This window comes from Gillisia hiemivivida (assembly GCF_007997295.1).
Lineage (GTDB): Bacteria > Bacteroidota > Bacteroidia > Flavobacteriales > Flavobacteriaceae > Gillisia > Gillisia hiemivivida.
On the sequence record NZ_VORY01000012.1, the window covers coordinates 70,943 to 95,740 of the forward strand.

A 24,798-nucleotide genomic window follows, 5' to 3' on the forward strand; every position below is an offset into this window, starting at 1 on the left:
GGTGGCATAATTATTTCATACTTATCTAAGCACCAGCTTGGTGATCAATTCCTTTTTAAGAGCTTCATTCAAGTTCTTAATAATCTTCTCTTTTCCGTAACTCAACTCTTCCCTCAATACAGAAGAACTAAGTTGAATAAATAAGGTGCTGCCTTCTAGCTTTATGGCGGTGGTATACTTTACAATTGCAGGTCCCATTTGGTCATTCCAAACATCTTTTACGTTTACTTTATCTAATCCTTTCTGAAGCTTATTTGAAGAGACAAAACTTTCTAATGCCTCACTCAACTTCATATTCTCATTCATTCTCTTTTTCATCCAGATCTAATTTTAAAGGTTTATACCTTTTGTAATGGTATATAAATCCTCGCTCATTTTTTAAACTAAGTTCGTCTTCTTTGGAAGCTACAATAATTTCTTTCCATTCATTAAAAGGGGTAGAATAATATAGTGCCACTTTTTCATCTTCAATTTTCACTTGTATGTCTTCTGGCTCTCCGGCCGGGATATAAGTACCATCAAATTGTGGTTTCACTTTTATTCTGAATCCTACGCTATCAACGATTTCTATATAATCTACTATTTCATTGATCTTAAAATCCCGAACTGAATCCTTTGTGAATTCAACTTTTTCGATTCCCCAATAGCCATTAATATGTTCTAAATGATCTTCAGGTTTATTATTACAACTGCTTAAAAAGATCATTAGAATTAAAAGCATACTAATTCTCATCATAGTTTAAATATTTTAAAGGTTTGGTTGCTTTCTATCATCACTTTTTCGGTTCTGTCTGCATGCGTATCGCTAATAAAGATCTGTCCCAGTTCATCCGTAGCAACCAGCGTTATTATATGTGCGACGCGTTGCTCATCTAACTTATCGAAAATATCATCTAACAATAGTATCGGGTTTACCTTACTCACTTTTTTAATAAAGTCGAATTGCGCCAACTTTAATGCAATAAGAAAGGATTTTTGTTGGCCCTGAGAACCAAATTTTTTAATAGGGTGCCCATCTATCTCAAAACTAAGATCATCTTTATGCAAACCTACACTGGTGTATTGAAGGAGCATGTCTTTTTGAAGATTATCTTCCAACAAAGCTGAAATGGATCTTTCAAATAATTGGCTCTTATATTCTAGGCTTACTTCCTCCTGATTGTTAGCAATTTCTGAATAGCGCTTATTGAAGATCGGGATAAATTCATTTAAAAATGCCTTTCGCTTTTCAAAAATGATATTTCCAAACTCTGTAAGTTGCGCATTATAAATCTCCAAGGTGTCCCTATCGAATTTCGCATTTGCAGCAAAATATTTTAAGAGTGCATTTCTCTGGGCGAGCACTTTTCCATAGGAGATCAATGAATTTAAATAAAGCTGATCGCTTTGGGAGATCACACCATCCATAAATTTTCTTCGGGTATCGCTGCCTTCAATAATAAGGTCGCGATCGCCAGGAGAGATCATTACGGCAGGAATAAAACCTATATGTTCACTAAATTTCTCGTATGGTTTATTATTTCTTTTGATCACCTTTTTTTGTCCGCGTTTGGCGCTTACCAAGATATGCTCTTCCCGCTCATTTTTTTCTAAGGAGCCTTCAATAACAAAGAAGTCGGCGTCGTGGTTGATGTTTTGACTGGTAATTGGGTTGAAATAACTCTTCCCAAAAGATAGATGATAGATACTATCCAAAATATTGGTTTTTCCAACGCCATTTCTACCTACAAAACAATTTATTTTGCAGTCGAAATCAAAACTGGAGGAATCTAAATTTTTATAATTGACTAGGGAAAGCGTTTTTAGATACATAAAATGCTGGTATTCAGCTTAATAATTATTAATTATATTTTTATAAAGGTAATAGAAACACACAGAAACTATTAAAAAATAAGAAATAATTTCCCTTTCAAATAAGAATAAAAATTTTATTTTTGCGACTCATTAAACCAATTTTATGGCTACATACAAGAAAAAAGGTTCTAAACCGTCTACTAAGGAAGAAAGAAAGAATCAAGTAGAGGAGGAATCTACAACCGCAGAAGTTTTTAACACCTTAGATGAAGGTGCTGGTAGAACAGAAGAGTGGGTTGCAAAAAATCAAAAATGGATCTATATTATTGTAGGATTGGCAGCTGTTGTTGCTTTAGGATATTTAGGATGGCAACGTTTTATTCAAGAGCCTAAAGAATTAGAAGCTTCTAACGAAATGTTTCAAGCTCAACAATATTTTGACACTGCTTTAGCTGGAACAGGTGCAGAGAGTGATTCTTTGTATACTATGGCATTAAATGGTGGTGAAGGAAAATATGGTTTCCTTGATATCATAGATAACTACGGAAGCACAAATGCAGGAAATCTTGCACATTACTATGCTGGATTTGCATATTTGAACACCAATAAGTATCAGGAAGCTATAGATCATTTAGAAGATTTTGATGGTGACGATGAGATCTTATCTGCTTTAGCAGTTGGTGGTATGGGAGATGCATTTCTTCAGTTAGATCAGCCTGAAGAAGCTTTAAATTATTACGAGAAGGCTGCAACAATGCGTTCTAACGAATTTACTACGCCTAGATTTTTACTAAAAGCTGCAATTACTGCTATCCAGTTGGGTGAAGGTGAACAAGCTGCTGAATATTTAAATAGAATTAAAAACGAATTTGCGAATACTCCAGAAGCAAATCAAGTGGCTATCTATTTAGGTAAGTCGGAAGCAATGAACTAAAGATTTTCTATGGCAACACAAGGAAAAAATCTTAGCGAATACGATAAAAGCCAAATGCCGGAAGCTAAGAACTTCCGGTTTGGTCTTGTTGTAGCCGAATGGAATGAAAATATTACCGAAGGACTTTTTAAAGGTGCCTTTGATACCTTGAAGGAAAATGGAGTGATTAACGAAAACATTGTTCGTTGGGATGTTCCAGGAAGCTTCGAGCTTATTTATGGTTGTAAAAAAATGCAGCAAAGCTACGATATGCTGGATGCTATTATTGCCATTGGAAGTGTGATTGAAGGAGAAACCAAACACTTCGATTTTGTTTGCCAAGGAGTAACTCAGGGCATCAAAGATCTAAACATTCAAAATGACATCCCTGTAATTTTTTGTGTGCTAACAGATCAAAACATGCAGCAAGCTATAGATCGCTCCGGTGGTAAATTTGGAAATAAAGGTTCTGAAGCTGCAGTAACAGCCATTAAAATGGCACAATTAAGAATAGACGCCAAGTTTTAAAACTTAGATCTTTCGGCATTATTCTTGTTCTTTTCTTTTTGCTTGAACAAGCTTTCTTTTCTCTCGCTTTTTAAGTAAATTTGAAGTTCTATTAAGAAACACCGAGTATTTTGAAATTCAGTCTCTATAAATCCAAGAAGAACACCCGCTATAATTACACTCCCCGTTATTATAAAGGAAAAGACACAGGGAATATTTACGACTTCGATTCCAAATTCAACAAATATAAAAACACCACAAATTCTAATGATTTCGGCGCACAATGGGCAGATGCACGAAGTTCCAGTAGAACCAGAGGTAATCGCGAGATTAATAAGCGCGTGATCTATATTATTATCGTTTTGATATTAATTTTCTTATGGATCATAGATTTTGATTTATCCATCTTTTCGAAGTAATTTTCCATGACCGATGTTATTCACCTACTGCCAGACCATGTGGCTAATCAAATTGCTGCTGGGGAAGTAGTTCAAAGGCCTGCTTCTGTTATTAAGGAATTACTGGAAAATGCAATAGATGCGAAAGCTTCTACAATTCAGGTATATATCAAGGAAGCTGGGAAGATCCTTATTAGTGTGATAGACGATGGTTCCGGGATGAGCATCACCGATTCCAGATTAAGTTTCGAGCGCCACGCCACTTCAAAAATTAAAACAGCTGAAGATCTTTTTCAACTTCAAACCAAAGGATTTAGGGGAGAGGCATTAGCATCTATAGCTGCAATTGCACATGTGGAACTAAAAACCAGAAGAGAGGAAGATGAAGTTGGAACTTGCATAAAAATTGAAGGAAGCGAAATTACTTCTCAGGAAGTTTGTGTAACCGCAAAAGGAACTTCTATAAGTGTTAAGAATCTATTTTATAATATTCCTGCCAGAAGAAATTTCTTAAAGTCGGATACTGTAGAAACCCGTCATATCATAGATGAATTTCAACGGGTAGCATTAGCACATCCAGGAATTTCATTTTCGTTAGTCCATAATGTCGGGGAATTATTTAATCTTCCCGCTTCTAATTACAGGCAACGTATTACCAATATTTTAGGAGGAAAGTCCAATGAAAAATTGGTTCCTGTAAACGAAGAGACAGAAATTTTGAAAATTTCCGGTTTCGTTGGGAAACCAGAATATGCAAAGCGTACCAGAGGAGAGCAATTCTTTTTTGTGAACGATCGGTTTATCAAAAGCCCTTATTTGAATCATGCTGTAAGTGCTGCTTTTGAAGGTCTCTTGAAGGATAGAGCTTATCCTAGCTACTTTTTATACCTTCAGGTAGATCCTAAGAGTATAGATATCAATATTCATCCAACCAAGACTGAAATTAAGTTCGACGATGAGCATGCGTTATATGCCATTTTAAGAAGTGCAATTAAACATAGTTTGGGACAATTTAATGTTGCCCCTGTGTTGGATTTTGAGCGAGATCCAAATCTGGATACGCCATATAATTATGAAAATAAACGAGCTTCTACTCCTCAAGTAGAAGTAGATAGAAGTTTTAATCCATTCAAAAATGAAGCTCTAACTTCTTCTAATTTTAAAAGTAATTTCAAAAAGGAATCTTCTAGTTGGGAAGGTCTTTACACTGGCCTACAATCTGAAACTATTGGAAACGACGATGTAGATGTTCGCCAAATAGAATTTGAAAGTGAGGAAGTAACAGGGAATCTTTTTGGTGCTTCTAAAACTGAGGAAGCACAAAGCTCTACTTTTCAGTTAAATAAGAAATTTATTATTAGCACGCTTAAAAATGGAATGTTAGTAATAGACCAACATAGAGCGCATACTAGAATTCTATACGAAGAACTATTAAAGAGTATAACAGTTTCAGCAGCTGTGAGTCAGCAGTTATTATTTCCATTGGTGCTTCAGTTTAATCAACAGGAAACTGAATTATTGAAAGGCATTAAAGATTCACTGGAACAAACCGGATTTATATTTTCAGAAATAACATCTAATTCCGCAGAAATTATAGGGATTCCAACTTCTATTTCTGAAAGTGAAGTAGAAATGTTACTGGAACAACTTCTGGTAGATTTTCAGAATGAAGTACCAGAAAACAATTTTTCTCATACAGATCTGCTTGCCAAATCTTTAGCAAAGAGTATGGCGGTAAAGTCTGGGAATTTGTTAAATTTTACAGAACAACAGCATATTGTTAATGGTTTATTTGCTTGTAAAGAGCCGAGTTTAACCCCGTTTAACAAACCTGTTTTTATTACCTTGCCAGTGGAAGAACTGGAAAAAAAATTCATGTAAATGGGAAGAATTACAGATACCGTTAAAATACTTATTATCATAAATGCCATATTTTTTGTTGGCACTATGTTCATCGGAGATTATACTTATAAATTGTTTTCCCTTTGGTTCTTTCAAAATGAAAATTTTGGAGTTTGGCAGGTTGTTACTCACATGTTCATGCATGGTGGGTTTATGCATATCCTTTTTAATATGTATGCATTATGGGCTTTTGGAGGTCCTATAGAGGAAATGTTAGGGAAGAATAAATTTATATTCTTTTACTTTTCTTGTGGGATTGGAGCTGCAATAATACACTCGTTAGTTAATTATTTTCATGTAGAATCTGGTTATAATGCATTAGTGGATGCGGGAATGAATCCCATGGACATTCAGCAATTATTGGAAACCGGGCAGTATAATACCTCTATATTAGGTAGTGTTTCTAAAGACACCTTAGAAAGTATGTTTACGGCCTATAATACTCCGGCAGTTGGAGCTTCTGGAGCAATTTATGGAGTTTTAGTCGCTTTTGGTATGTTATTTCCAAATGTTGAATTATTTTTACTATTCGTTCCAGTTCCTATCAAAGCAAAGATATTTATCCCTATATTAATTGCAATAGATCTATTCTCCGGGGTTACCGGGTACTCCTTGTTTGGTGGAGGAATAGCTCATTTTGCACACGTAGGTGGAGCCCTATTTGGGTTTATTATGATGTGGTATTGGAAAAAGAATCAATTTGAACAAAATAGGTGGGATTAATGGGACCAGCAGATAAATTCAGATATAAATTACAAACAGCAACAGTGGTTGAAAAACTGATTGCGATAAATGTTTTGGTATTTATCCTTTTTTTTCTGCTCAAAACTATCGCTTTTCTTTTTAACCTTCCTTCCAATTTTATAACTGAGTGGTTGGTTTTTCCAAAAGAGCTAGGAGAATTTATTTTTAAACCCTGGTCTATAATTACCTATTCATTTTTGCATTCAGGAATCTGGCACCTTCTCTCTAACATGCTTATTCTTTATTATGCAGGTATATATTTCCTTAGTTATTTCTCCTCAAAAAAACTGCTTACTTTTTATTTCCTTGGTGCTATAATTGGTGCTTTGGTTTATATGTTGAGCTATAACCTATTTCCTGCTTTTGAAGCTACAGGAAAATCTTATTTAGTAGGAGCTTCTGCTGGAGTGATGTCTGTTTTGGTTGGGGTAGCAACAAAGGTCCCAAATATGAGGATCAGGTTGATGTTTATAGGATCTATAAAGTTCTGGTATATCGCTGCTTTTCTGGTAGTAATAGATATTATTCAAATTCCATTTGGTAATGCGGGTGGGCACTTTGCGCATTTAGGAGGTGCTTTCTTTGGATATATGTATACCAAGCAATTAGCAATGGGAAATGATATAGGAAGTGGCTTCGAGAAATTGATCAATTGGTTTGTTTCCTTATTTGACTCCTCAAAAAAGTCTAAACCCATAATGAAAACTGTTTATAAGAAAAAAGGAGCAAGCCCGTATAAAACAAAAGTTCCAATCATCAATAAGGATGAAAAACAACAAAAAATTGATGCTATTCTAGATAAGATAAGCACCAGTGGGTATGATAGTTTAACTAAACAGGAGAAAGATTTCTTGTTTCATGCCGGTAAAGACAATTAAATGAGGAAATTAGGCTTGTTGGATAAATTGATATTTATCCTGAACTCTATTATGGCGTTCGCGCTATTGCTCTCTTACCTATTACCATACGTACCTCCAAAAACATTTCCTTTACTTTCTGTACTCAGCTTAGGGGTGCCATTGCTAATTCTTTTTAATTTCATTTTTTTGCTCTTTTGGGCAATTCGTTTTAAAAGACAGCTATTGCTTTCTTTGATAGTTTTATTGCTAGGCTATAATTATGTACTTTCCTGGATCCAATTTTCGAGTGAGCCAGAAACTAAAGGAGAAAACAGTATCTCCTTGATGAGTTATAATGTGCGGATGTTCAATGCCTATAAATGGGTAGAAGATGATAAGATCCCAGAAAAGATCACCAGTTTTATTGCTGAAAAAGATCCAGATATCTTAGCGACGCAAGAACATTTCGTTGGAGTTTCCGGAATGGTGAAAAGCTATCCTTATAAATTTATAAAGCTGAAAGATGGTGGCTCAGAATTTGGCTCCGCGATCTTTTCAAAATATCCTATTATAAATACCCATTCCGTAGATTTTCCCGAAAACGGAAATAACAATGCGATCTTTGTAGATGTTGTTAAGAATGAAGATACGCTGCGTATTTTCAATGTTCATTTTCAATCCCTAAATATAAAACCAGGAATAAACGATCTTCAAAAAGAGGATTCTAAAAAGCTATTTGGAAGAATAGGCTATGGTTTTAAGCTTCAGCAAAAACAAGCAGAAATGATGATGGCCGAAGTGGAGAAATCTCCTTACAAGACCTTGATCTTGGGAGATTTTAATAATACTGCATTCTCTTATATTTACAAGCTGGTTAAGGGTGATAGATTTAAAGACGCTTTTCAGGAAGAGGGTAGTGGCTTTGGGAAGACCTTCAACTTAAGTTATTTTCCACTCCGAATTGATTTTATGATGATAGATGAAGGCTTGACAACACAGACTTTTGAGGTGTTTCCTGTGAAATTATCAGATCATTATCCAATATTTTCAACTATAAGCTGGTAAAAAAACTACATAGTTTTTAGAAATGCTACCGCATTTGGTCCCTCATTAAAAAGGAGATCCAAGATACAGAGGTTGGATATAAAGCCATGTTTTTCTTGAAACACCTGTATGTATTCTGGAAGTGATATTCTGCTTTTGGCATTGATCAAATTCCGATGGTCAGCTATCTTCTCTGGTTGTTTATTATATTCAGAAGTGTATTCAAAATCCAGATCTACCTGAAGACATTCCAGCACGGTTTCAAGACAATCCCTATTAAACTCATATAGTGTTAGATATTCTTTCCTAAATAATGGGGAAAGTTCATCTTCATAAAATTCAAAAAAGGGAGAGGTTTGGTAAGCAGATTTCAGAGATTTCCAATGTACACTTTGCCACTTGTCATCATTATCTATTTTAACCTCGCTATATTTTTGATGAACCTTAACTTTGGTTTTTGGCAAGTGTTTTATAGGAATATTCAAGCTTAACTTTCCGTTCGCTCCATAAATATAGATTCGGTTGCGATAGGTTTGCTTTTGGAAATTATCTTCTTTCTCAACCCAAACTTTAAGTGGATTTACTAATTCCTTAAACTGAGAGATAGGCCCAAAATATGGAAGACTTACTAAGATCTCTTTCATTAGGATTACTATTTGCTAGTTATGAATCTCTTTTCTTCTTGAAGAAATTATAACCGAATAAAACAAGAAGTCCAATTAAGAAATATGGCAAATAGGAAGTAGGCTCTTTGTCTCCACTTACAGTTGTAAATAAGCGTTCCCAACGAATCTTATTCATAATACCATCTCCATTGGTATCCCAACTAAACCAAACAAATACAGGTTTTCCCACTACATGATTTTCTGGTACAAATCCAAAATAACGACTGTCAAGACTGTTATGGCGATTATCTCCCATCATCCAGTAATAATCCATCTTAAAGGTATATGTGTCGGTAGGTTGACCGTTAAGCAGCACCTGTGTGCCATTTACGCTCAGTTTATTGTCAATTCCTAATTCCGATCCTTCATATACTTCTATAAGTCTTTTATAGAAAGGTAAAGTCTCCAGATTTAATTTAGTGGTCGCTCCTTTCTTCGGAATAAAGATCGGGCCTAAATTATCCTTATTCCATGATAGACTTTTAGACTTGGGAAAAAGACCTAATTCCCTATTTCCAGCCGAATCGATTATGCGTTCAAGAGTTTCAACATTAGGATGATCCTTGAATTTCTTATAAGACTCTTCTGTAAGGTTGATCACAAACTTATTGGAATTTTGATAGTATCTAGTAGGATCTGTAATATCGTAACGTTCATATAGATAGTAAGGATCAAAGCCTTTTCCTTTAGAAGTTCCTAAATAGTTATACTGCAATTTTGCTCTTCCTGGTAACTTAAGTGGATCAGAATTAATAAAGATCTTACCATCTACAATTCTTAATGAATCCCCGGCAACTCCTACAGCACGTTTTACATAATTCGTTTTCTTATCTATTGGCTTGTAATAGTATTTATCTGTAAAAAACATGTTTTTCATTGTATCCACTGGCCAGTTAAAAACAACGATATCTGAGCGTTCAATTTTTTCGAAGCCCGGTAATCTGAAATATGGAATCTGAGGTTTTTCTAGATATGATTTCACTCCTAAAACCGGAATAGTATCATGAACCATAGGGAAAGCCACAGCTGTTAAAGGAGTTCTAGCTCCGTAATGGAATTTACTAACGAAAAGAAAATCGCCTACCAGCAATGTTTTTTCTAAGGAAGAAGTAGGGATTGTAAATGGCTGAATAAGATAGGTATGGACTAAAGTTGCCGCAATCACTGCAAATAGAATAGAACTTATCCATTCTCCAGCAGCAGTTCTAGGGTGTAAACTTCTATCTTGGATATAAGTTACATCTGCCAAATAATTTATATAGTAGATATATAATCCAAAGGTAATTACCACTAAAATAGTATCCATCAAACTATGTTTCCCAAAACTTCTAATAGTTTCAACCCAAATTACAGGAAACATGATCAGGTTTACAATAGGAATAAATAATAAGATAGTCCACCACCATGGTCTGTGGATTATTTTCATTAAAATTACGGCATTGTATACTGGTATTGCAGCTTCCCAAGCTTGTCGTCCTGCTTTTACATATAATTTCCAAGTTCCTAGAAAATGAATCACCTGAATGATCAGGAAAAATAAGAACCACTGCGTAATAGTCATATATCTTAAGTTTAGCGTATAAGTGTCTAAAAAACCGGTACCGTTACATTTTATCCCTATTGTGGGTTAAAACTCCTGTTCCGATAGCTATCCGGATGCGTCAATTTTTAATAATATTTTTTAATCCCTCATTGAGGGTTTAATTCCCCGAGGCTTGCCTCGAATTTTTAAAAGTATTTTCCAAGTCATACCTCGTGGGCTTGCCCCGAGGTTCTTGATTTATATACCTCGCCGGCCTCCCGTAGCGTTCGGGCGGGCCAAGGAGGTGCTTGCTTTATGTCAAATTTTGAAGGACATCCTTCATAGAAAACACCCCTTTTTTATCTCTAATCCATTCTGCAGCAATAACAGCACCTAAGGCAAAGCCTTCTCTAGAATGAGCCGTATGCTTAATTTCTATTGAATCGATATCTGAACTGTAAGAAACTGTATGAGTTCCGGGAACGTTTTCTTCTCTTTTTGCGGTAATAGGAATTTCATTTTCTTCTGCGTGATCCAATTGCCAACCCGTTTTTCTGGAATTGGTAATTATTTGTTGTGCCAAACTGATAGCAGTACCACTTGGAGCATCTAATTTTTGAAGATGATGTGTTTCTTCGATTTCTACTGAATAATTCTGAAAAGGATCCATGATCTTAGCCAACTTCTCATTTAGTTCAAAAAACAAATTCACACCAATACTAAAATTCGAAGCATATAAAAAAGCTGAATTTTCAGCTTCACAAAGTTTGACTGCAGACTCGTAATTCTCCAACCATCCTGTAGTTCCAGATATTACAGGGAGCTTATTGTTTATACAAGTTTTTATGTTTGTAAAGGCCGCCTTTGGGATGCTAAAATCTATTGCGACATGGGCTTCAGAAAGGTCTATGTTTTCTATATCTCCATTTATCTTATGTGATATGGAATGCCCTCTTTCTATCGCTATTCTTTCAATGGTCTTACCCATTTTTCCATAACCTAAAAGTGCGATCTTCATAATTAGAAATTAAAATTTAAAGATAAACCATATCGAGTCTTCCCAGAATACTCATCAAAATTAACGGCAGGTTTAAATGAGAGATCTTCGCTCACATTAAATTGCTGAAGATGGGCATCTACGTTTGCATCTATGATATTTAGAACATAAATTGCTGCAGTAACTAATAAGGAAATTTCTTTATTCCGTTGGTAGAATTTTTGAGCTCTGATCAAAGCATCTGTAGAAACTCTAGGATTTGTCGGATTTACGTAGAATTCATCGTCTTTAAAACCAGCAAGTCTTCTTTTATAAGCATTACGGTATCTATCATATTGCTTATCGTTTTCCAAATAAAAATAAATACCTACACCTAGACCGGCATAAGCAATAGGGATCTTCCAATATTTCCCGTTATAAGCTTGTCCCAAGCCGGGTAAGATTGCAGAGAAAAATGCAGCTTTAGCTGGTGCAAGGGGGTTATATTCCTTGTAATCCTTTTTGGTTTCTACAATAGTATCTTGATTGGTGTTAATCTGCAAACTGTCTTTTTGCGCCACTACAATAGTAGTCACCATAAAAAAGACAAGCGCAGTTAATAGATATTTAAGATTCACCCTGGATCATTTTTTTGATTCTATTAAAATCTTCTTCTGAAGTAAACGGAATGATAAGCTTTCCTTTTCCTTTTGAAGCGATCTTGATATCTACTTTGGCTCCGAGATATTCAGAAAACTCTTTAATACCCTTTTTGTATTCCTGAGAAAGATTTGGGCTTTTTGGAGCAGGTTTCTTTGTGTCTCCACCAGCTAATTCCCTCACCAATTTCTCTGTATCTCTAACAGATAAGGAACGTTCCAGGATCTTTTCGTAAATATCTAGCTGAATTTGTGGATCTTCAATATTGATAATTGCTCTACCATGGCCCATAGATAAAAATCCATCTCTCATTCCTGTTTGAATGATCGGGTCTAGTTTTAGCAATCTTAAATAATTTGCAATGGTAGATCTGTTTTTTCCAACCCGATCACTTAATTGTTCCTGAGTCAGGTTTATCTCGTCGATCAATCGTTGGTAAGAAATTGCGATCTCAATGGGGTCTAAGTCTTGGCGTTGGATATTCTCTACCAATGCCATTTCCAAAGATTCCTGATCGTTTGCGATACGTATGTAAGAAGGAATAGTTTTTAGACCAATAAGTTTGGAAGCTCTAAATCTTCGTTCTCCAGAAACTAATTGAAATTTGTTAAAATCTAATTTCCTAACGGTAATTGGCTGGATAACTCCCAATTCTTTAATGGAAGAGGCTAATTCCCGTAAGGATTCTTCATTGAAACTTGTTCTTGGCTGAAATGGATTTACTTCTATGGAAGTAAGTTCCAGTTCAACAATGTGACCTACAAGTTTATCGGCATTTTTATCTTCTGCAGACTTTATATCGTGATCGGGATCTTTCAGAAGGGCTGAAAGTCCACGTCCTAATGCTTGCTTTTTGGTAGCTTTCGCCATCGCTTAACTATTTTTCTTAATTATTTCATGTGCCAGACTTAAATAGTTACTGGCTCCTTTACTTGCAGCATCATAATTTATAATGCTCTCCCCATAACTAGGGGCTTCACTTAAACGCACGTTTCTTTGAATGATTGTGGTAAATACCATTTCATTAAAATGCTTCTGAACTTCTTCTACTACCTGATTAGAGAGTCTTAATCTAGAATCGTACATGGTTAATAAAAGCCCTTCTATATCTAACTTATCATTATGGATCTTTTGTACACTTTTAATGGTGTTTAGAAGCTTTCCAAGACCTTCTAGTGCAAAATACTCACATTGGATAGGAATAATCACAGAATCTGAAGCAGTTAAAGCATTCAATGTTAATAGACCTAAAGAAGGCGCGCAATCTATAAGGATATAATCGTAAGTATCTTTTAAATGGGTGATAGCTTTTTTAAGCATGTATTCCCGCTCATCCTTATCTACCAATTCTATTTCAATAGCTACAAGGTCTATATGAGATGGGATGATGTCAAGATTGGGAGAATTAGTCTTTACTATAGCTTCTTCGGCTTTGCAAGAATGCTCTAAAAGTTGATAAGTTCCTAATTCTACAGCTTCTACATCTATCCCTAAACCAGATGTTGCATTGGCTTGAGGATCTGCATCTATTAGTAATACCTTTTTTTCAAGAACCCCTAAGGAGGCTGCTAAGTTTACTGAAGTAGTCGTTTTACCGACCCCTCCTTTTTGGTTTGCAATAGCAATGATTTTACCCATTAATTGTATTCTATTTTAGAAGGTAAAAATACAATTTATTACAGGTTTAGAAAATGATTTTGTTAACAGCTTATACATTAATATATAGGGAATGCGATTTTCTCCTAAATCTAGGCTCAATTAACTTACGCCCCCTTAGATTTAAACAGGCTTAAATTAAGGTAATTGGTTTACATTCAGTCTAGAACAAAAAAACCTGACAGGTTTATTCCTGTCAGGTTTTAAATTAGGTTTTATTCTCTTATTCCATTTCTTCCGGCATCAGTATACCTAAAAGATACTTCTCATTTAAAAAAGTATTGGCAACATCCTTTACTTCTTTAGCCGTGAGTGCAGCAACTTTTTCTTCAAATCGCAACAGTTCATTTATGTTTTTTTCTTCCCTATCTGCAGCAGAAAGTTGGTTTAACCAGAAACGGTTTTGCTTAATGCTTTCTTTTCTGTTCAATAAAAGGGATTCTTTTATTTTAGCCATATCCTTTTCTGAAGGACCTTCCTTTTTAATTTTTTCGACTTCAGCTAAAGCGGCTGCAGTCAATTTATCTACATTTTCAGGTCCACAAGGGAAAGAAATGCTGAAGTTGTAAGATCCATAAGGAATTTTAGACATATTTCCCCTGGCTCCAACACCATATACTCCACCTTCTTCTTCACGAAGTTTTTCTACTAGTTTTATGGTTAGAACCTCTCCCAATGCTCCAAGGGCAAAATCTTCTTCTTGGTTATAATCTGTTTCCCCATTCCACAAAATAGTAACCTGACTTTTAGGGTCGGTACCTTTATTTATTACCTTTTTGCGATATTCATTAACTTCTCTAAATGCCGATACCTTATATTCTTCCTTTTTACCACTGGATGGCAAACTGGCAAGGTATGTTGAGGCAAATTCTTTTAATTTTGCTTCATCAATGTTACCCACAAAGTAGAAGGTGAAATCTCCGGCATTGGAAAAACGTTCCTTGTATTTCTCATAGGCAAGATCATAGTCTTGGCTGTCAAAAGCTTCAGGAGTTGGAAACCCTAAGTAACGGGGATTTCCTTCGTTTCTAAATTTTCCGAGCTCATTTTGAAAATAGAAATTAGGATTGGATAATAAGTTTCCAAGAAAATTTTTCTGCTTGGTCACAAATGAATTATAAGCTTCTTCATCTTTATTAAGATCTGTAAAATATAAATGTACCATCTGGAACAAAGTTTCCAAATCCTGAGGCGTCGAGGATCCATTAAAACCTTCAGAAATACTTCCGATATTTGGGCTAACAGAAACCAACTTCCCACTCATCATTTTACTCATATCGTTTAGAGAGAGGTCTGCAATACCAGCTTCAGCTAAGCCGCTATTGGCAAATCCGGTATTAAGATAATCTTCATCTGAGTACAACGAGGTTCCACCAGGGCTATATGCAGAAAATAAAATTTCATCGTTTTTGAAATCAGTATTTTTATACACTACGGTCGCGCCATTGCTAAGAAGCAGCTTCTTGAATCCAACTTTATCATTGCTTTCAACTTTTGTAATTGTTCCAGCCTTAGGAGCATTGGTAATTAAGTTCTCGCGAATGTCTGTTTCCTGATAAGGTTCAATTTCAGAATTCTCAACATCTTTTAGCATGGCTAGAACTTCCTCCTCTTTTACCTGAGTAATATCTTCTTTTTCTGGTCCGGTAAGAATGATTACCCTGTTTTCCTCATGAAGAAAATCATTGATAAGTTTATTTACCTCTTCCAGCTTTATTCCAGGTAGGTTAGCGCTGGCAAATTGAGAAATCCATTCAATTCCAGGAATTGGAGAATTGGACAAGTAATGACTCACATAGGAGCCAACTATCCTACCACTTTCCTGCTTGTCGCGGTCTTTGAATTGACGGTCCAACTGGGCAAGATACTCTTTTTTAGCCCTTTCCAGTTCACCCGAATTAAAGCCATAACGTTTTACACGTTCGTTTTCTTCAAGTAAAGCGCGAAGAGATTTCAACTGCTCGCCGGCTCCGCTCATTGCAAATGACTGGTATGCATTCTTGGACCTTGCATAGGTTCCCCCATAGCTTGAAAATCCATAGGTAAACGGTGGATTTGCACTATTTCGAAGTTCGTCCAAACGGTTATTTATCATGGTAGAGAAAAGATTTTTAACTAACTGATCTCTGTAATCATTGGTTGTAACTATATCTTCAGCATTTTCAAGGTCTTTGTAATAAACCCGTACCTGGCTAAATGGAGCTTCCTTATCTGAAGCTATTGCAACAAAAGTTTCATCGTGATTTGGAAGATCGAACACTTTTCGTTCCCGAGCGTTCTCAACCGGTATAAGTTTTGAAAAATGATCTTTGATCTTTTGTTCCATCACTTCGGGATCCAGATCTCCTACTGCTACTACAGCCATTAAATCTGGCCTGTACCAATCTTTATAATAATTTCTTACCGTTTCATAATCGGCGTTTTCTATAACTTCTTGTTTTCCAATAGGAAGTCTTTCAGCATATTGAGACCCGTACATAAGTTTAGGTAAATATTCTGTCATCATTCGCTTATCTGGTCCAAGTCCAAGTCGGTATTCTTCCATAACAACGCCTCGTTCCTCGTCGATATCCTTATCTGTCATTAACGCATTGTGCGCCCAGTCTTCAAGGATCTGGAAGCCTTTTTCCAAGGTTTCTGGATTATCACTTGGAATTGGCAGAATATAAACGGTTTCATCAAAACCTGTGTACGCATTAAGATCGGCACCAAATTTCACCCCAATACTTTGTAGGTAGTCTACAAGTTCATTTTTCTCAAAGTTTTTAGTTCCGTTAAAGTTCATATGCTCCACAAAGTGAGCAAGTCCTTGCTGATCTTCATTTTCAAGGATAGACCCCGCATTAATGGCAAGGCGTAATTCCACCTTGTCCTCGGGTTTACCGTTGTTCCGGATGTAGTAGGTGAGACCATTTTCCAGCTTGCCTATTTTTACATTAGGATCTGTAGGAATGTTTTCCGAGGGAAGTTTTTTTACTTCATTTTTACTGTCGACCTGTGCTATGCTATTTCCGGCGGAAATGAACAAAAGGGCAGCGATAGAATTCATCACAATTTTTTTCATACTCGTTTTACTTGTTTTTTTTATAAAATTAAATTAACCAGTAGGGCAGCTAAGAAAAATAATAAGAGGAAGTTACGTTTTTTTTTATTTCTCGAATATTAAATATAAATACTTGTTTATAAGTTGATTACCTGTATGTTTTAATTGTTTAACATGAAATCTTTCCACTAAAAAAGCAGTTTCAGATAATTCCGAAACTGCTTAGTCTATTTTAATGGTAAAAATCCTTATTTGTTTTTACTTCTTAGCCTTAATCATAGCTTCAAGTTGATCCCACATTTCCTCCGGAATTGCTTCTAATAAGTTGAATTGTCCAGCTCCTTTTAGCCATTCCCCACCATCTATAGTGATAACTTCACCGTTGACATAAGCAGAAAAATCGGACACTAGATAGGCCGCTAAATTTGCCAGTTCCTGGTGTTCTCCAACTCTTTTTAAGGGAACTTTTTTAGCAAGATCGAACTTCTCTTTCAAATCCCCTGGTAATAACCTGTCCCAAGCTCCTTTTGTTGGAAATGGTCCCGGCGCAATAGCATTAGAACGAATTCCATATTTTGCCCATTCTACAGCTAATGATCGCGTCATAGCTAAAACTCCAGCTTTCGCGGTTGCACTTGGTACCACATAAGCAGAACCTGTCCAGGCATAGGTAGTTACGATGTTTAAAATAGTTTTATCTACTTCTTTTTTGTCTATCCAATGTTTTCCAAAAGCCAAAGTACAGTTCTTACTTCCTTTTAAAACAATATCTATAATAGTATCGAAGGCGTTTGCGCTTAATCGCTCGGTTGGAGAGATGAAGTTTCCGGCTGCATTATTCAACAAAGAATCTACTTTTCCAAATTTAGCCACCGATGCTTCTAGCATAGCTTCTACTTGGTCATAATGACGAACATCACACTGTAAGGGTAAACAAGTACCTCCAGTTGCAGCTTCTAATTCTTTTGCAGTATTTTCTAATTTTTCCAGATTTCTGGAAGTGATTACAACATTTGCACCCAATTCTAAGAAATATGTGCTCATTGATTTTCCAAGTCCGCTACCACCACCGGTAACAACGATCGTTTTCCCTTTCAAGGCATCGTCACGAAGCATTTTTTTAGTATAATCCATGTTTTTCAGTTTTTAGTATTCAGTTGGCAGTGCTAACTGTGACTGCATACTTTTTGGTTATTTAATCTAATAATATTTCTAAAAGCTGAATGGCAGCTTCACTTATTTTAGTTCCCGGGCCAAAAACAGCGACAGCTCCGGCATCGAATAAGAATTGATAATCTTGAGATGGAATAACTCCACCAACGATCACCATAATATCTTCTCTGCCATGCTTTTTTAATTCTTCAATTACTTGTGGTACTAATGTTTTATGCCCTGCAGCCAATGAAGATACTCCTAATATATGAACATCATTTTCCATAGCTTGTTTTGCAGCTTCTGCAGGAGTTTGGAATAAAGGCCCAATATCCACATCAAAACCAAGATCGGCATAACCTGTGGCAACCACTTTTGCTCCACGATCATGGCCATCCTGACCCATTTTTGCAATCATGATACGAGGACGTCTTCCATCTTGTTCCGCAAATTTATCGGCTAGCTCCCTAGCTTTAATAAAGGATACGTTGTCTTTCATTTGTTTTGAATAAACGCCACTAAAGGTTTGAATTTTCGCTTTATATCTTCCGTAAACGTCCTCTAAAGCATCGCTGATCTCCCCCAAGGTAGCTCTTTCTCTAGCAGCTGATACTGCTAATTCCAGCAAATTTCCATCCTTGTTTCTGGCAGCACTAGTTAAGGCCTTAAATGCGGAAGTCACTTTTTCTTGATCCCTGCTTTCTTTTATTTGCTTTAACCTTTCCAGCTGTTGTAAGCGGACCGTTTGATTATCTACTTCTAAAGTTACTAAAGGATCTTCTTTTTCTAATCTATATTTGTTGTTTCCAACAATGATATCGGTCTCGCTATCTATTCTCGCTTGTTTATTTGCTGCAGCTTCTTCAATGCGCAGCTTAGGAATTCCAGCTTCAATTGCTTTGGTCATTCCACCTAATTCTTCTACTTCCTGAATAAGCTTCCAGGCCTTTTGGGAAATTTCATAAGTTAAGCTTTCTACGTAAAAACTCCCCGCCCAAGGATCCACAGTTTTGGTGATATTTGTTTCTTGTTGAAGATATAATTGAGTGTTTCTGGCAATCCTTGCTGAAAAATCTGTTGGTAATGCAATTGCTTCATCAAGAGCGTTTGTGTGCAAAGATTGTGTCCCACCAAATGCTGCTGCTGCTGCTTCTATACAGGTTCTTGCAACATTGTTAAAGGGATCTTGCTCGGTCAAACTCCAGCCACTTGTTTGGCAATGTGTTCTTAAAGCTAAAGATTTCTCGCTTTTAGGATTGAATTGTTTCACCAATTTAGCCCAAAGCATTCTAGCTGCCCGCATTTTGGCGATCTCCATAAAATGATTCATTCCTATTGCCCAGAAAAAAGAAAGTCTTGGTGCAAAACTGTCTATGTCCATTCCGGCTTCCAGTCCTTTTCTAATATATTCTAAACCATCGGCTAGGGTATATGCTAATTCAATGTCACAAGTTGCTCCCGCTTCTTGCATATGATATCCTGAAATGCTAATGCTATTGAATTTCGGCATCTTTGCAGAGGTGTATTCAAAGATGTCAGAAATTATTCTCATGGATGGAGTAGGAGGGTAGATGTACGTATTACGCACCATAAATTCCTTTAAAATATCATTCTGAATTGTTCCAGATAATAAAGAAAGATCTACACCTTGTTCCTCTGCAGCCACAATATAAAATGCCATAATTGGAAGCACTGCACCATTCATGGTCATTGAAACTGACATTTTATCTAGCGGGATCTGGTCAAAAAGGATCTTCATATCCTCCACCGAATCTATTGCAACTCCAGCTTTTCCAACATCTCCAACCACACGTTCATGATCACTATCGTAACCTCTGTGTGTTGGTAGATCGAAAGCTACAGAAAGTCCTTTCTGGCCTCCTGCTAAATTTCTTCTGTAAAAAGCATTGCTTTCTTCAGCAGTAGAAAAACCTGCATACTGGCGAATGGTCCAAGGTCTCTTTACGTACATAGTGCTGTAAGGTCCGCGTAAATAAGGCGCTATTCCAGCTGCAAAATCTAAATGCTCTGCTTCTTCAATATCACTTTTTGAATACACTTTTTTAAGCGGAATATCTTCTGCCGTCATAAAAGTGCTATCCGAATTGTTATTCGAAGAACTTGGAGAAATCTCTTTCTTAAGTTTTATATGTTGAAGATTTTTTCTAGACATTTTAATATGCTTCCCTCATTGAGGGTTTAATTTTTGTCCCAATATTTATCGGGATACTTGAATTTTTAAAACTATTATCTTCCCGATCCTTATCGGGAATTAACTCGGAGGCTTGCCACTGAGTTTATATAAACGCTGTTATTATTCTGTTTTCAGTCTTTCCTGCTCCGATTTTTCTGCAATGCGTTTTTCTAAAATTGGCTGAAGCAATGTTTTCCTTGGATTCATTTTTAGAAACGGATATAATTCTAAGTCATTTGCCATTCTATCATCCGGATTCTGGAATTTGTTGGTTCCAACAAGTGTGATTTTTCCAGAATCAAAAAGTTCCTGTTCTTTAACAGCACTTTCAGTAATCTTTCGTTGAATAATCCCTTCCTTAAGTTGCTTCAAAAATCCACCGCCATTTTCTATCTCTTTAAAGATCTCCAAGGCTTTTTCTGCGAATTGTTGTGTAAGGGTCTCTATATAATAAGCCCCATCTGAAGCATTGGAAACCTTATCGAAATAACTTTCGTTTTTCAGCACTAATAGCTGATTGCGCGCAATCCTGTCTCCAAACTCATTATTCTTATGGTAAATTGCATCGTAAGGAGAATTATAAACTTCGTCTGCACCACCAAGAACGGCACTCATGTTTTGCGTGGTGGTTCTAAGCAAGTTTATATTATAATCGTACAAGGTTTTGTCCCTTTTTGAAGGCTGAGCTAAAATGCTGCATTTTTCGGAAATCTTATATTCTGAAGCTAGACTTGCATATAATAAGCGAAGTGCTTTCAATTTAGCGATCTCGAAAAAGTAATTAGACCCTGTAGCAGTTAAAAATTGAAGCTTAGTTTCAGCTTTAATATTCTCGTCATTATCAAAATGATTCAAATATTCATTTGCATGTGCCAGCATATAGGCCAATTCTTGTGGGATGGTCGCTCCTGCATTTTGATATAAAGTACCATCTACGCTAATTGCCGATTTAAAATCTTCAGCTTTAACAACTATTTTGTTCAAGATCTCATGATCCTTTTTCAGGTCTTGATACCAGTTTCCGGAACGTGCTAAATTTCCGATAATATCTATTTGTAAACTTATCTGATGATCCTTTCCTGCTAAAAATATAATTAAGGAATTAAGGAATTCTTCAGAAAGGAATTCAAATGAAATATAGATAGGAATAGCGTTTAGCTCTATATTTTTGAATAGGACTTTAAAGTCTGATTCTTTAGAAGAGATAACAAACCATAAACTCTCCGCTCCTTTTTTTAATACTCTTAAAGCTTTTTCATTGCTTTTAATATCTGAAGCAACATAAATCTTTTCACAGACATTCCATGAAATTGGATTTGCAACAGAGATAGGATCTTTTAGATCTTCAGCAGTATAAAAGGGTTTTACTGAAATCCCATCTTTACTATGGAAAATAAGGGTTTCATTATAATCTGCTCCTTTCAAATCGAATTGAATTTTCTGCTTCCATTCTTTGGCAGAAACTTCTTGGAATTCGTTGAATAAGGTGTGACTCATAATTTATTTTTTAAAAATATAATATGTAAAACCAAGGGGTTGCTTAGTCTATAGTATCGTAATGGATGATATAAATATCTTCGTTGGCTCTTTTCATGTAATAGTGTTGCCTGGCGTAGCTTTCTAATTCAAAAGAATCGTTGAGATTTTCTATGATAGCTTTATCCTTAGAGATCTCCTTTTGGTAGTATTCTTTATTTACTTTTAGCTTATTTACTTCTTCATCCAGTTCTCTATGGATCATCCAAGAGTTACTATCTAAAAATAGCATCCAGCCCCCAAAAATAAGTAAGATCAGCACGTATTTATTGCTAATAAACTTGAACCATTTTTTACTGCGAAGCTCCTTTAGTTTCATAAGATTTAAAGATACAAAATTACGCTAATCTGTCCTTGATGATTGTTTGAACAATATCTACCGCCACATTGTTATATCTATTGGTAGGAATAATGATATCTGCAAACTCTTTAGTAGGCTCAATAAACTGCTGGTGCATAGGTTTCAAGGTGGTTTGATATCTCCATAAAACTTCATCCAGATCCCTTCCGCGATCGTTGATATCGCGTTTCAATCTTCTAATTAAACGCTCATCACTGTCAGCATGCACGTAGATCTTTATATCGAACATGTCACGAATATCTGCATGAGTAAGAATAAGAATACCCTCTACAATAATCACTTTTTTAGGCTGAATTGTTACAGTTTCCCCCGTTCTATTATGTTCTGTAAAGGAGTATACAGGTTCCTCTATAGAATTCCCGCTTTTTAATTCTTTAAGATGAGAAACGAGAAGATCAAAATCGATGGATTTAGGGTGATCAAAATTTATCTTCACACGATCTTCCAAAGATAAATGGCTGGTATCTTGATAATAAGAATCTTGAGAAATAACAGCTACCTCTTCATTCTTTAATTCTTCAATGATCTGACTCACAACCGTGGTTTTTCCACTACCGGTACCACCGGCTATTCCAATAATAAGCATCTATAAATATTTTGACGCAAAGTTAATTATTAGTTTGAAATAGGGGAGCGGTCCATCATTTTTATTGAATTTAGATTTCCCCCGTTTATCTAGAATAGGTGAATAGATTATAAAATTTTATTTAGAGAGCGCTTTCACATCTTCTACTGTCACTTCTTTTTTAGAGGTGTTCCCCCAAGAATTAGAGATATAATTCATGACATCTGCTACTTCCTGATCACTCAAGCCTTGAGCGGCCATAACATTGTTGTAATTTTCTCCATTCACTACGATAGGGCCAGATAAACCATATTTTATAGCTCTAAGACTTTCTGTTCTTTTATCTGTTAACCAGTCTGATCCTGCTAATGGTGGGAAATTGCCAGGTATTCCTTTTCCACTTGGTAGATGGCAGGTTACGCAAAAATTTGAGAAAACCTCTTCTCCTCTTTTAAAGCTTTCTGAAACTTTCTTTTGAACGGGAGAGTCAGAAATAGTAATTTTCTCTGAATTTACATTGGATTGATCTTTCTTTTTTCCTGAATTACAAGACACAAATAGGCTTGCTGCAATTAGTATAGGCAGTAACTTCATAAATTATTTTTTAGTTTCCATGGTTATTAATTTTACTATTCCAAGACCTTCTACCGCTACATAGATAAACCCATCTGGTCCTTGCTTTACATCTCTCACTCTTCCAATCCCTTCAAGCAATCGTTCTCTTTTCACAACTTTTTCGTCTTCAAGAATATCAAGTTCTAAATACTGGAACTTTAGAGAACCAATTAACAAATTATTTTTTAAATGTGGGTATTTATCTGAAGTAACATAGACCATCCCGCTTGGAGCAATAGATGGGATCCAGTAATAAATAGGACCTTCCATGTCTGGTCTGGATGTTTCTGAAGTAATAGAAGTTCCGCTATAGTTCTGTCCATAGGTTACCACAGGCCAGCCATAATTCGCGCCTTTTTTAATGATGTTTATTTCATCTCCGCCTTTTGGGCCATGCTCGTGTACCCAGATTTCCCCAGTAGTTGGGTGAAGGATCATTCCCTGCGGATTCCTATGTCCGTAACTATAAATGGCTTTTTTGGCATTTGGTTCATCAACGAAAGGGTTGCCGGCAGGAATACTCCCATCGTCATTTAATCTATAGATCTTCCCATTATCTCGGGTGATATCCTGCGGATTAATATCTCTTTCCCCACGTTCTCCCGCTGAAAAATATAAATAACCCTCCTTATCAAAGGCAACTCGAGAACCAAAATGCTGGCCTTTTGTAGTATTTGGGTTAGCTTTATAAAGAACTTCCTTTTGAATGAGTTCATTTCCATTTAATTTTGCACGCATAATAGCGGTATTTCCTCCATCTCCATTCCCTTCAGGAGAAGCATAGGAGATATAGATCCAGCCATTATTTTTATAGTCTGGATGCAAAACAACATCCATTAACCCACCTTGCCCTCTGTTATAAACTTCGGGAACACCTGTAATTACTTGTTTGGCACCATCTTTAAATAGGATCAACTCCCCACTTTTTTCCGTGATTAACATACTCCCATCTGGCAGGAATGCCAATCCCCACGGAATTTGAAGATCTTCTACTACAGTTTCAACAGAATAAGTATAAGTGCTGGCTTCTATAGTGGTGTCTTTTTGTGCACAGGCAGAAAAGACTAAGAGTAAAACATTAATTATAAGGAAATTGAATTTCATGAGAATGTTTTTTGAATGATAATAAAAATCGAATTCTGATTTTAATAGAAATACAGGAATTAATATAAGATAAAAATAATTCATTTAAATTTAATTGCGTGTAGGTAGATTAAAAGTTATTCTTATATTTGCAGCCGCTATGAAGATAAGCACTTGTTGTTTATTAGTTAGATAACCATCGGGGTGTAGCGTAGCCCGGTTATCGCGTCCCGCCTTCAGCGGGAAGACCGCAATTTAATTGTTGGGTCAATATTTGACAAATATGAATATTCACACTCTTTTTAGTGAATCTTAATTGAGGAGCAAAAAGAAATATAGATGACCAATTCGGGGTGTAGCGTAGCCCGGTTATCGCGCCTGCTTTGGGAGCAGGAGGCCGCAGGTTCGAATCCTGCCACCCCGACCAAATGGGTATCAAAACCCACCAAAACACTGTTAATCTCTTGATTATCAGTGTTTTTTGTTTTTAATGATATCAAATAATATCATTTAAATACATAAGTCTGGTGAATCATTCGGTGAATCATTTTATTACAGATATTTACGTAACTTCATAAGGCAATTAACTGATTTGACTTTCGTCTTTGCAAACTGATTGTTTCATTTAA

24 protein-coding genes and 1 tRNA gene are annotated in these 24,798 nt (G+C 36.0%); 8 read left to right on the top strand and 17 right to left on the bottom strand.

Annotated elements, in window-relative coordinates:
- Positions 1 to 21: 21 nt before the first annotated feature.
- From ES724_RS10900 to recF, 3 genes are read right to left on the bottom strand one after another with little or no spacing between them, the layout of a single operon-like run.
- Positions 22 to 318, bottom strand: a complete 297-nt coding sequence (locus ES724_RS10900; RefSeq protein WP_026838983.1) for a DUF721 domain-containing protein — start codon at positions 316 to 318, stop codon at positions 22 to 24.
- Entirely contained in the window at positions 299 to 736 is a 438-nt protein-coding gene (locus ES724_RS10905; RefSeq protein ID WP_146932924.1) for a hypothetical protein, read from the bottom strand. The genes ES724_RS10900 and ES724_RS10905 overlap by 20 nt, the downstream gene beginning before the upstream one ends.
- Positions 733 to 1,812 (bottom strand): DNA replication/repair protein RecF, encoded by a 1,080-nt coding sequence (recF, locus tag ES724_RS10910; protein ID WP_146932926.1) that lies wholly within the window; start codon positions 1,810 to 1,812, stop codon positions 733 to 735. The genes ES724_RS10905 and recF overlap by 4 nt, the downstream gene beginning before the upstream one ends.
- Positions 1,813 to 1,957: 145 nt before the next feature.
- Between recF and ES724_RS10915 the strand changes: the two genes are divergently transcribed.
- The 7 genes from ES724_RS10915 to ES724_RS10945 all read left to right on the top strand — a co-directional run bounded on the left by ES724_RS10915 (position 1,958) and on the right by ES724_RS10945 (position 8,162).
- Entirely contained in the window at positions 1,958 to 2,728 is a 771-nt protein-coding gene (locus ES724_RS10915; RefSeq protein WP_146932928.1) for a tetratricopeptide repeat protein, read from the top strand.
- Between the two features lie 9 nt (positions 2,729 to 2,737).
- Complete coding sequence (gene ribH, locus ES724_RS10920) at positions 2,738 to 3,235, top strand: 6,7-dimethyl-8-ribityllumazine synthase (RefSeq protein WP_026838979.1); 498 nt, start codon at positions 2,738 to 2,740, stop codon at positions 3,233 to 3,235.
- 110 nt (positions 3,236 to 3,345) lie between these two features.
- Complete coding sequence (locus tag ES724_RS10925) at positions 3,346 to 3,633, top strand: hypothetical protein (protein ID WP_146932930.1); 288 nt, start codon at positions 3,346 to 3,348, stop codon at positions 3,631 to 3,633.
- 6 nt (positions 3,634 to 3,639) lie between these two features.
- Complete coding sequence (gene mutL, locus ES724_RS10930; protein ID WP_146932932.1) at positions 3,640 to 5,493, top strand: DNA mismatch repair endonuclease MutL; 1,854 nt, start codon at positions 3,640 to 3,642, stop codon at positions 5,491 to 5,493.
- The gene (locus tag ES724_RS10935) at positions 5,494 to 6,237 is read left to right on the top strand and encodes a rhomboid family intramembrane serine protease (protein ID WP_026838976.1); all 744 of its coding nucleotides are present in this window, start codon (positions 5,494 to 5,496) and stop codon (positions 6,235 to 6,237) included. It abuts the gene before it with no gap.
- Positions 6,237 to 7,136, top strand: a complete 900-nt coding sequence (locus ES724_RS10940; RefSeq protein WP_146932934.1) for a rhomboid family intramembrane serine protease — start codon at positions 6,237 to 6,239, stop codon at positions 7,134 to 7,136. The genes ES724_RS10935 and ES724_RS10940 overlap by 1 nt, the downstream gene beginning before the upstream one ends.
- Complete coding sequence (locus tag ES724_RS10945; RefSeq protein WP_170249882.1) at positions 7,137 to 8,162, top strand: endonuclease/exonuclease/phosphatase family protein; 1,026 nt, start codon at positions 7,137 to 7,139, stop codon at positions 8,160 to 8,162.
- Positions 8,163 to 8,167: 5 nt separating this feature from the next.
- Here ES724_RS10945 and ES724_RS10950 read toward each other — a convergent pair whose 3' ends face one another.
- The 14 genes from ES724_RS10950 to ES724_RS11015 form a co-directional block, all read right to left on the bottom strand.
- Positions 8,168 to 8,785 (bottom strand): WbqC family protein, encoded by a 618-nt coding sequence (locus ES724_RS10950; RefSeq protein ID WP_146932936.1) that lies wholly within the window; start codon positions 8,783 to 8,785, stop codon positions 8,168 to 8,170.
- 19 nt (positions 8,786 to 8,804) lie between these two features.
- On the bottom strand, positions 8,805 to 10,367 hold the full coding sequence (lepB, locus tag ES724_RS10955; RefSeq protein ID WP_146932938.1) for a signal peptidase I: 1,563 nt from the start codon (positions 10,365 to 10,367) through the stop codon (positions 8,805 to 8,807).
- 274 nt (positions 10,368 to 10,641) lie between these two features.
- A complete protein-coding gene (dapB, locus tag ES724_RS10960; RefSeq protein WP_146932940.1) occupies positions 10,642 to 11,346 on the bottom strand; it encodes a 4-hydroxy-tetrahydrodipicolinate reductase in 705 nt (234 codons plus the stop codon).
- Between the two features lie 2 nt (positions 11,347 to 11,348).
- Positions 11,349 to 11,942 (bottom strand): DUF5683 domain-containing protein, encoded by a 594-nt coding sequence (locus tag ES724_RS10965; protein WP_146932941.1) that lies wholly within the window; start codon positions 11,940 to 11,942, stop codon positions 11,349 to 11,351.
- Positions 11,932 to 12,834: a ParB/RepB/Spo0J family partition protein gene (locus tag ES724_RS10970; protein ID WP_146932943.1), complete on the bottom strand. Its 903-nt coding sequence runs from the start codon at positions 12,832 to 12,834 to the stop codon at positions 11,932 to 11,934. The genes ES724_RS10965 and ES724_RS10970 overlap by 11 nt, the downstream gene beginning before the upstream one ends.
- Positions 12,835 to 12,837: 3 nt before the next feature.
- A complete protein-coding gene (locus ES724_RS10975; RefSeq protein WP_026838968.1) occupies positions 12,838 to 13,602 on the bottom strand; it encodes a ParA family protein in 765 nt (254 codons plus the stop codon).
- Between the two features lie 241 nt (positions 13,603 to 13,843).
- Entirely contained in the window at positions 13,844 to 16,684 is a 2,841-nt protein-coding gene (locus ES724_RS10980; protein ID WP_246136861.1) for a M16 family metallopeptidase, read from the bottom strand.
- A gap of 237 nt (positions 16,685 to 16,921) precedes the next feature.
- Positions 16,922 to 17,797 carry an SDR family oxidoreductase gene (locus ES724_RS10985; protein WP_146932945.1) on the bottom strand — a complete coding sequence of 292 codons (876 nt, stop codon included), beginning with the start codon at positions 17,795 to 17,797 and terminating at the stop codon, positions 16,922 to 16,924.
- A gap of 61 nt (positions 17,798 to 17,858) precedes the next feature.
- On the bottom strand, positions 17,859 to 19,988 hold the full coding sequence (scpA, locus tag ES724_RS10990; RefSeq protein ID WP_146932947.1) for a methylmalonyl-CoA mutase: 2,130 nt from the start codon (positions 19,986 to 19,988) through the stop codon (positions 17,859 to 17,861).
- A gap of 141 nt (positions 19,989 to 20,129) precedes the next feature.
- Positions 20,130 to 21,506 (bottom strand): methylmalonyl-CoA mutase subunit beta, encoded by a 1,377-nt coding sequence (locus ES724_RS10995; RefSeq protein WP_146932949.1) that lies wholly within the window; start codon positions 21,504 to 21,506, stop codon positions 20,130 to 20,132.
- 43 nt (positions 21,507 to 21,549) lie between these two features.
- Complete coding sequence (locus tag ES724_RS11000; RefSeq protein WP_146932951.1) at positions 21,550 to 21,864, bottom strand: FtsB family cell division protein; 315 nt, start codon at positions 21,862 to 21,864, stop codon at positions 21,550 to 21,552.
- 19 nt (positions 21,865 to 21,883) lie between these two features.
- Positions 21,884 to 22,492 (bottom strand): uridine kinase, encoded by a 609-nt coding sequence (gene udk / locus ES724_RS11005; RefSeq protein ID WP_146932953.1) that lies wholly within the window; start codon positions 22,490 to 22,492, stop codon positions 21,884 to 21,886.
- A gap of 117 nt (positions 22,493 to 22,609) precedes the next feature.
- The gene (locus ES724_RS11010) at positions 22,610 to 23,065 is read right to left on the bottom strand and encodes a c-type cytochrome (protein ID WP_170249883.1); all 456 of its coding nucleotides are present in this window, start codon (positions 23,063 to 23,065) and stop codon (positions 22,610 to 22,612) included.
- Positions 23,066 to 23,068: 3 nt separating this feature from the next.
- Positions 23,069 to 24,190 (bottom strand): PQQ-dependent sugar dehydrogenase, encoded by a 1,122-nt coding sequence (locus ES724_RS11015; RefSeq protein ID WP_146932955.1) that lies wholly within the window; start codon positions 24,188 to 24,190, stop codon positions 23,069 to 23,071.
- 328 nt (positions 24,191 to 24,518) lie between these two features.
- On the opposite strand from ES724_RS11015, the gene ES724_RS11020 reads away from it, so the two are divergent.
- Positions 24,519 to 24,596, top strand: a tRNA-Pro gene (locus tag ES724_RS11020).
- The last annotated feature ends 202 nt before the right edge of the window (positions 24,597 to 24,798 follow it).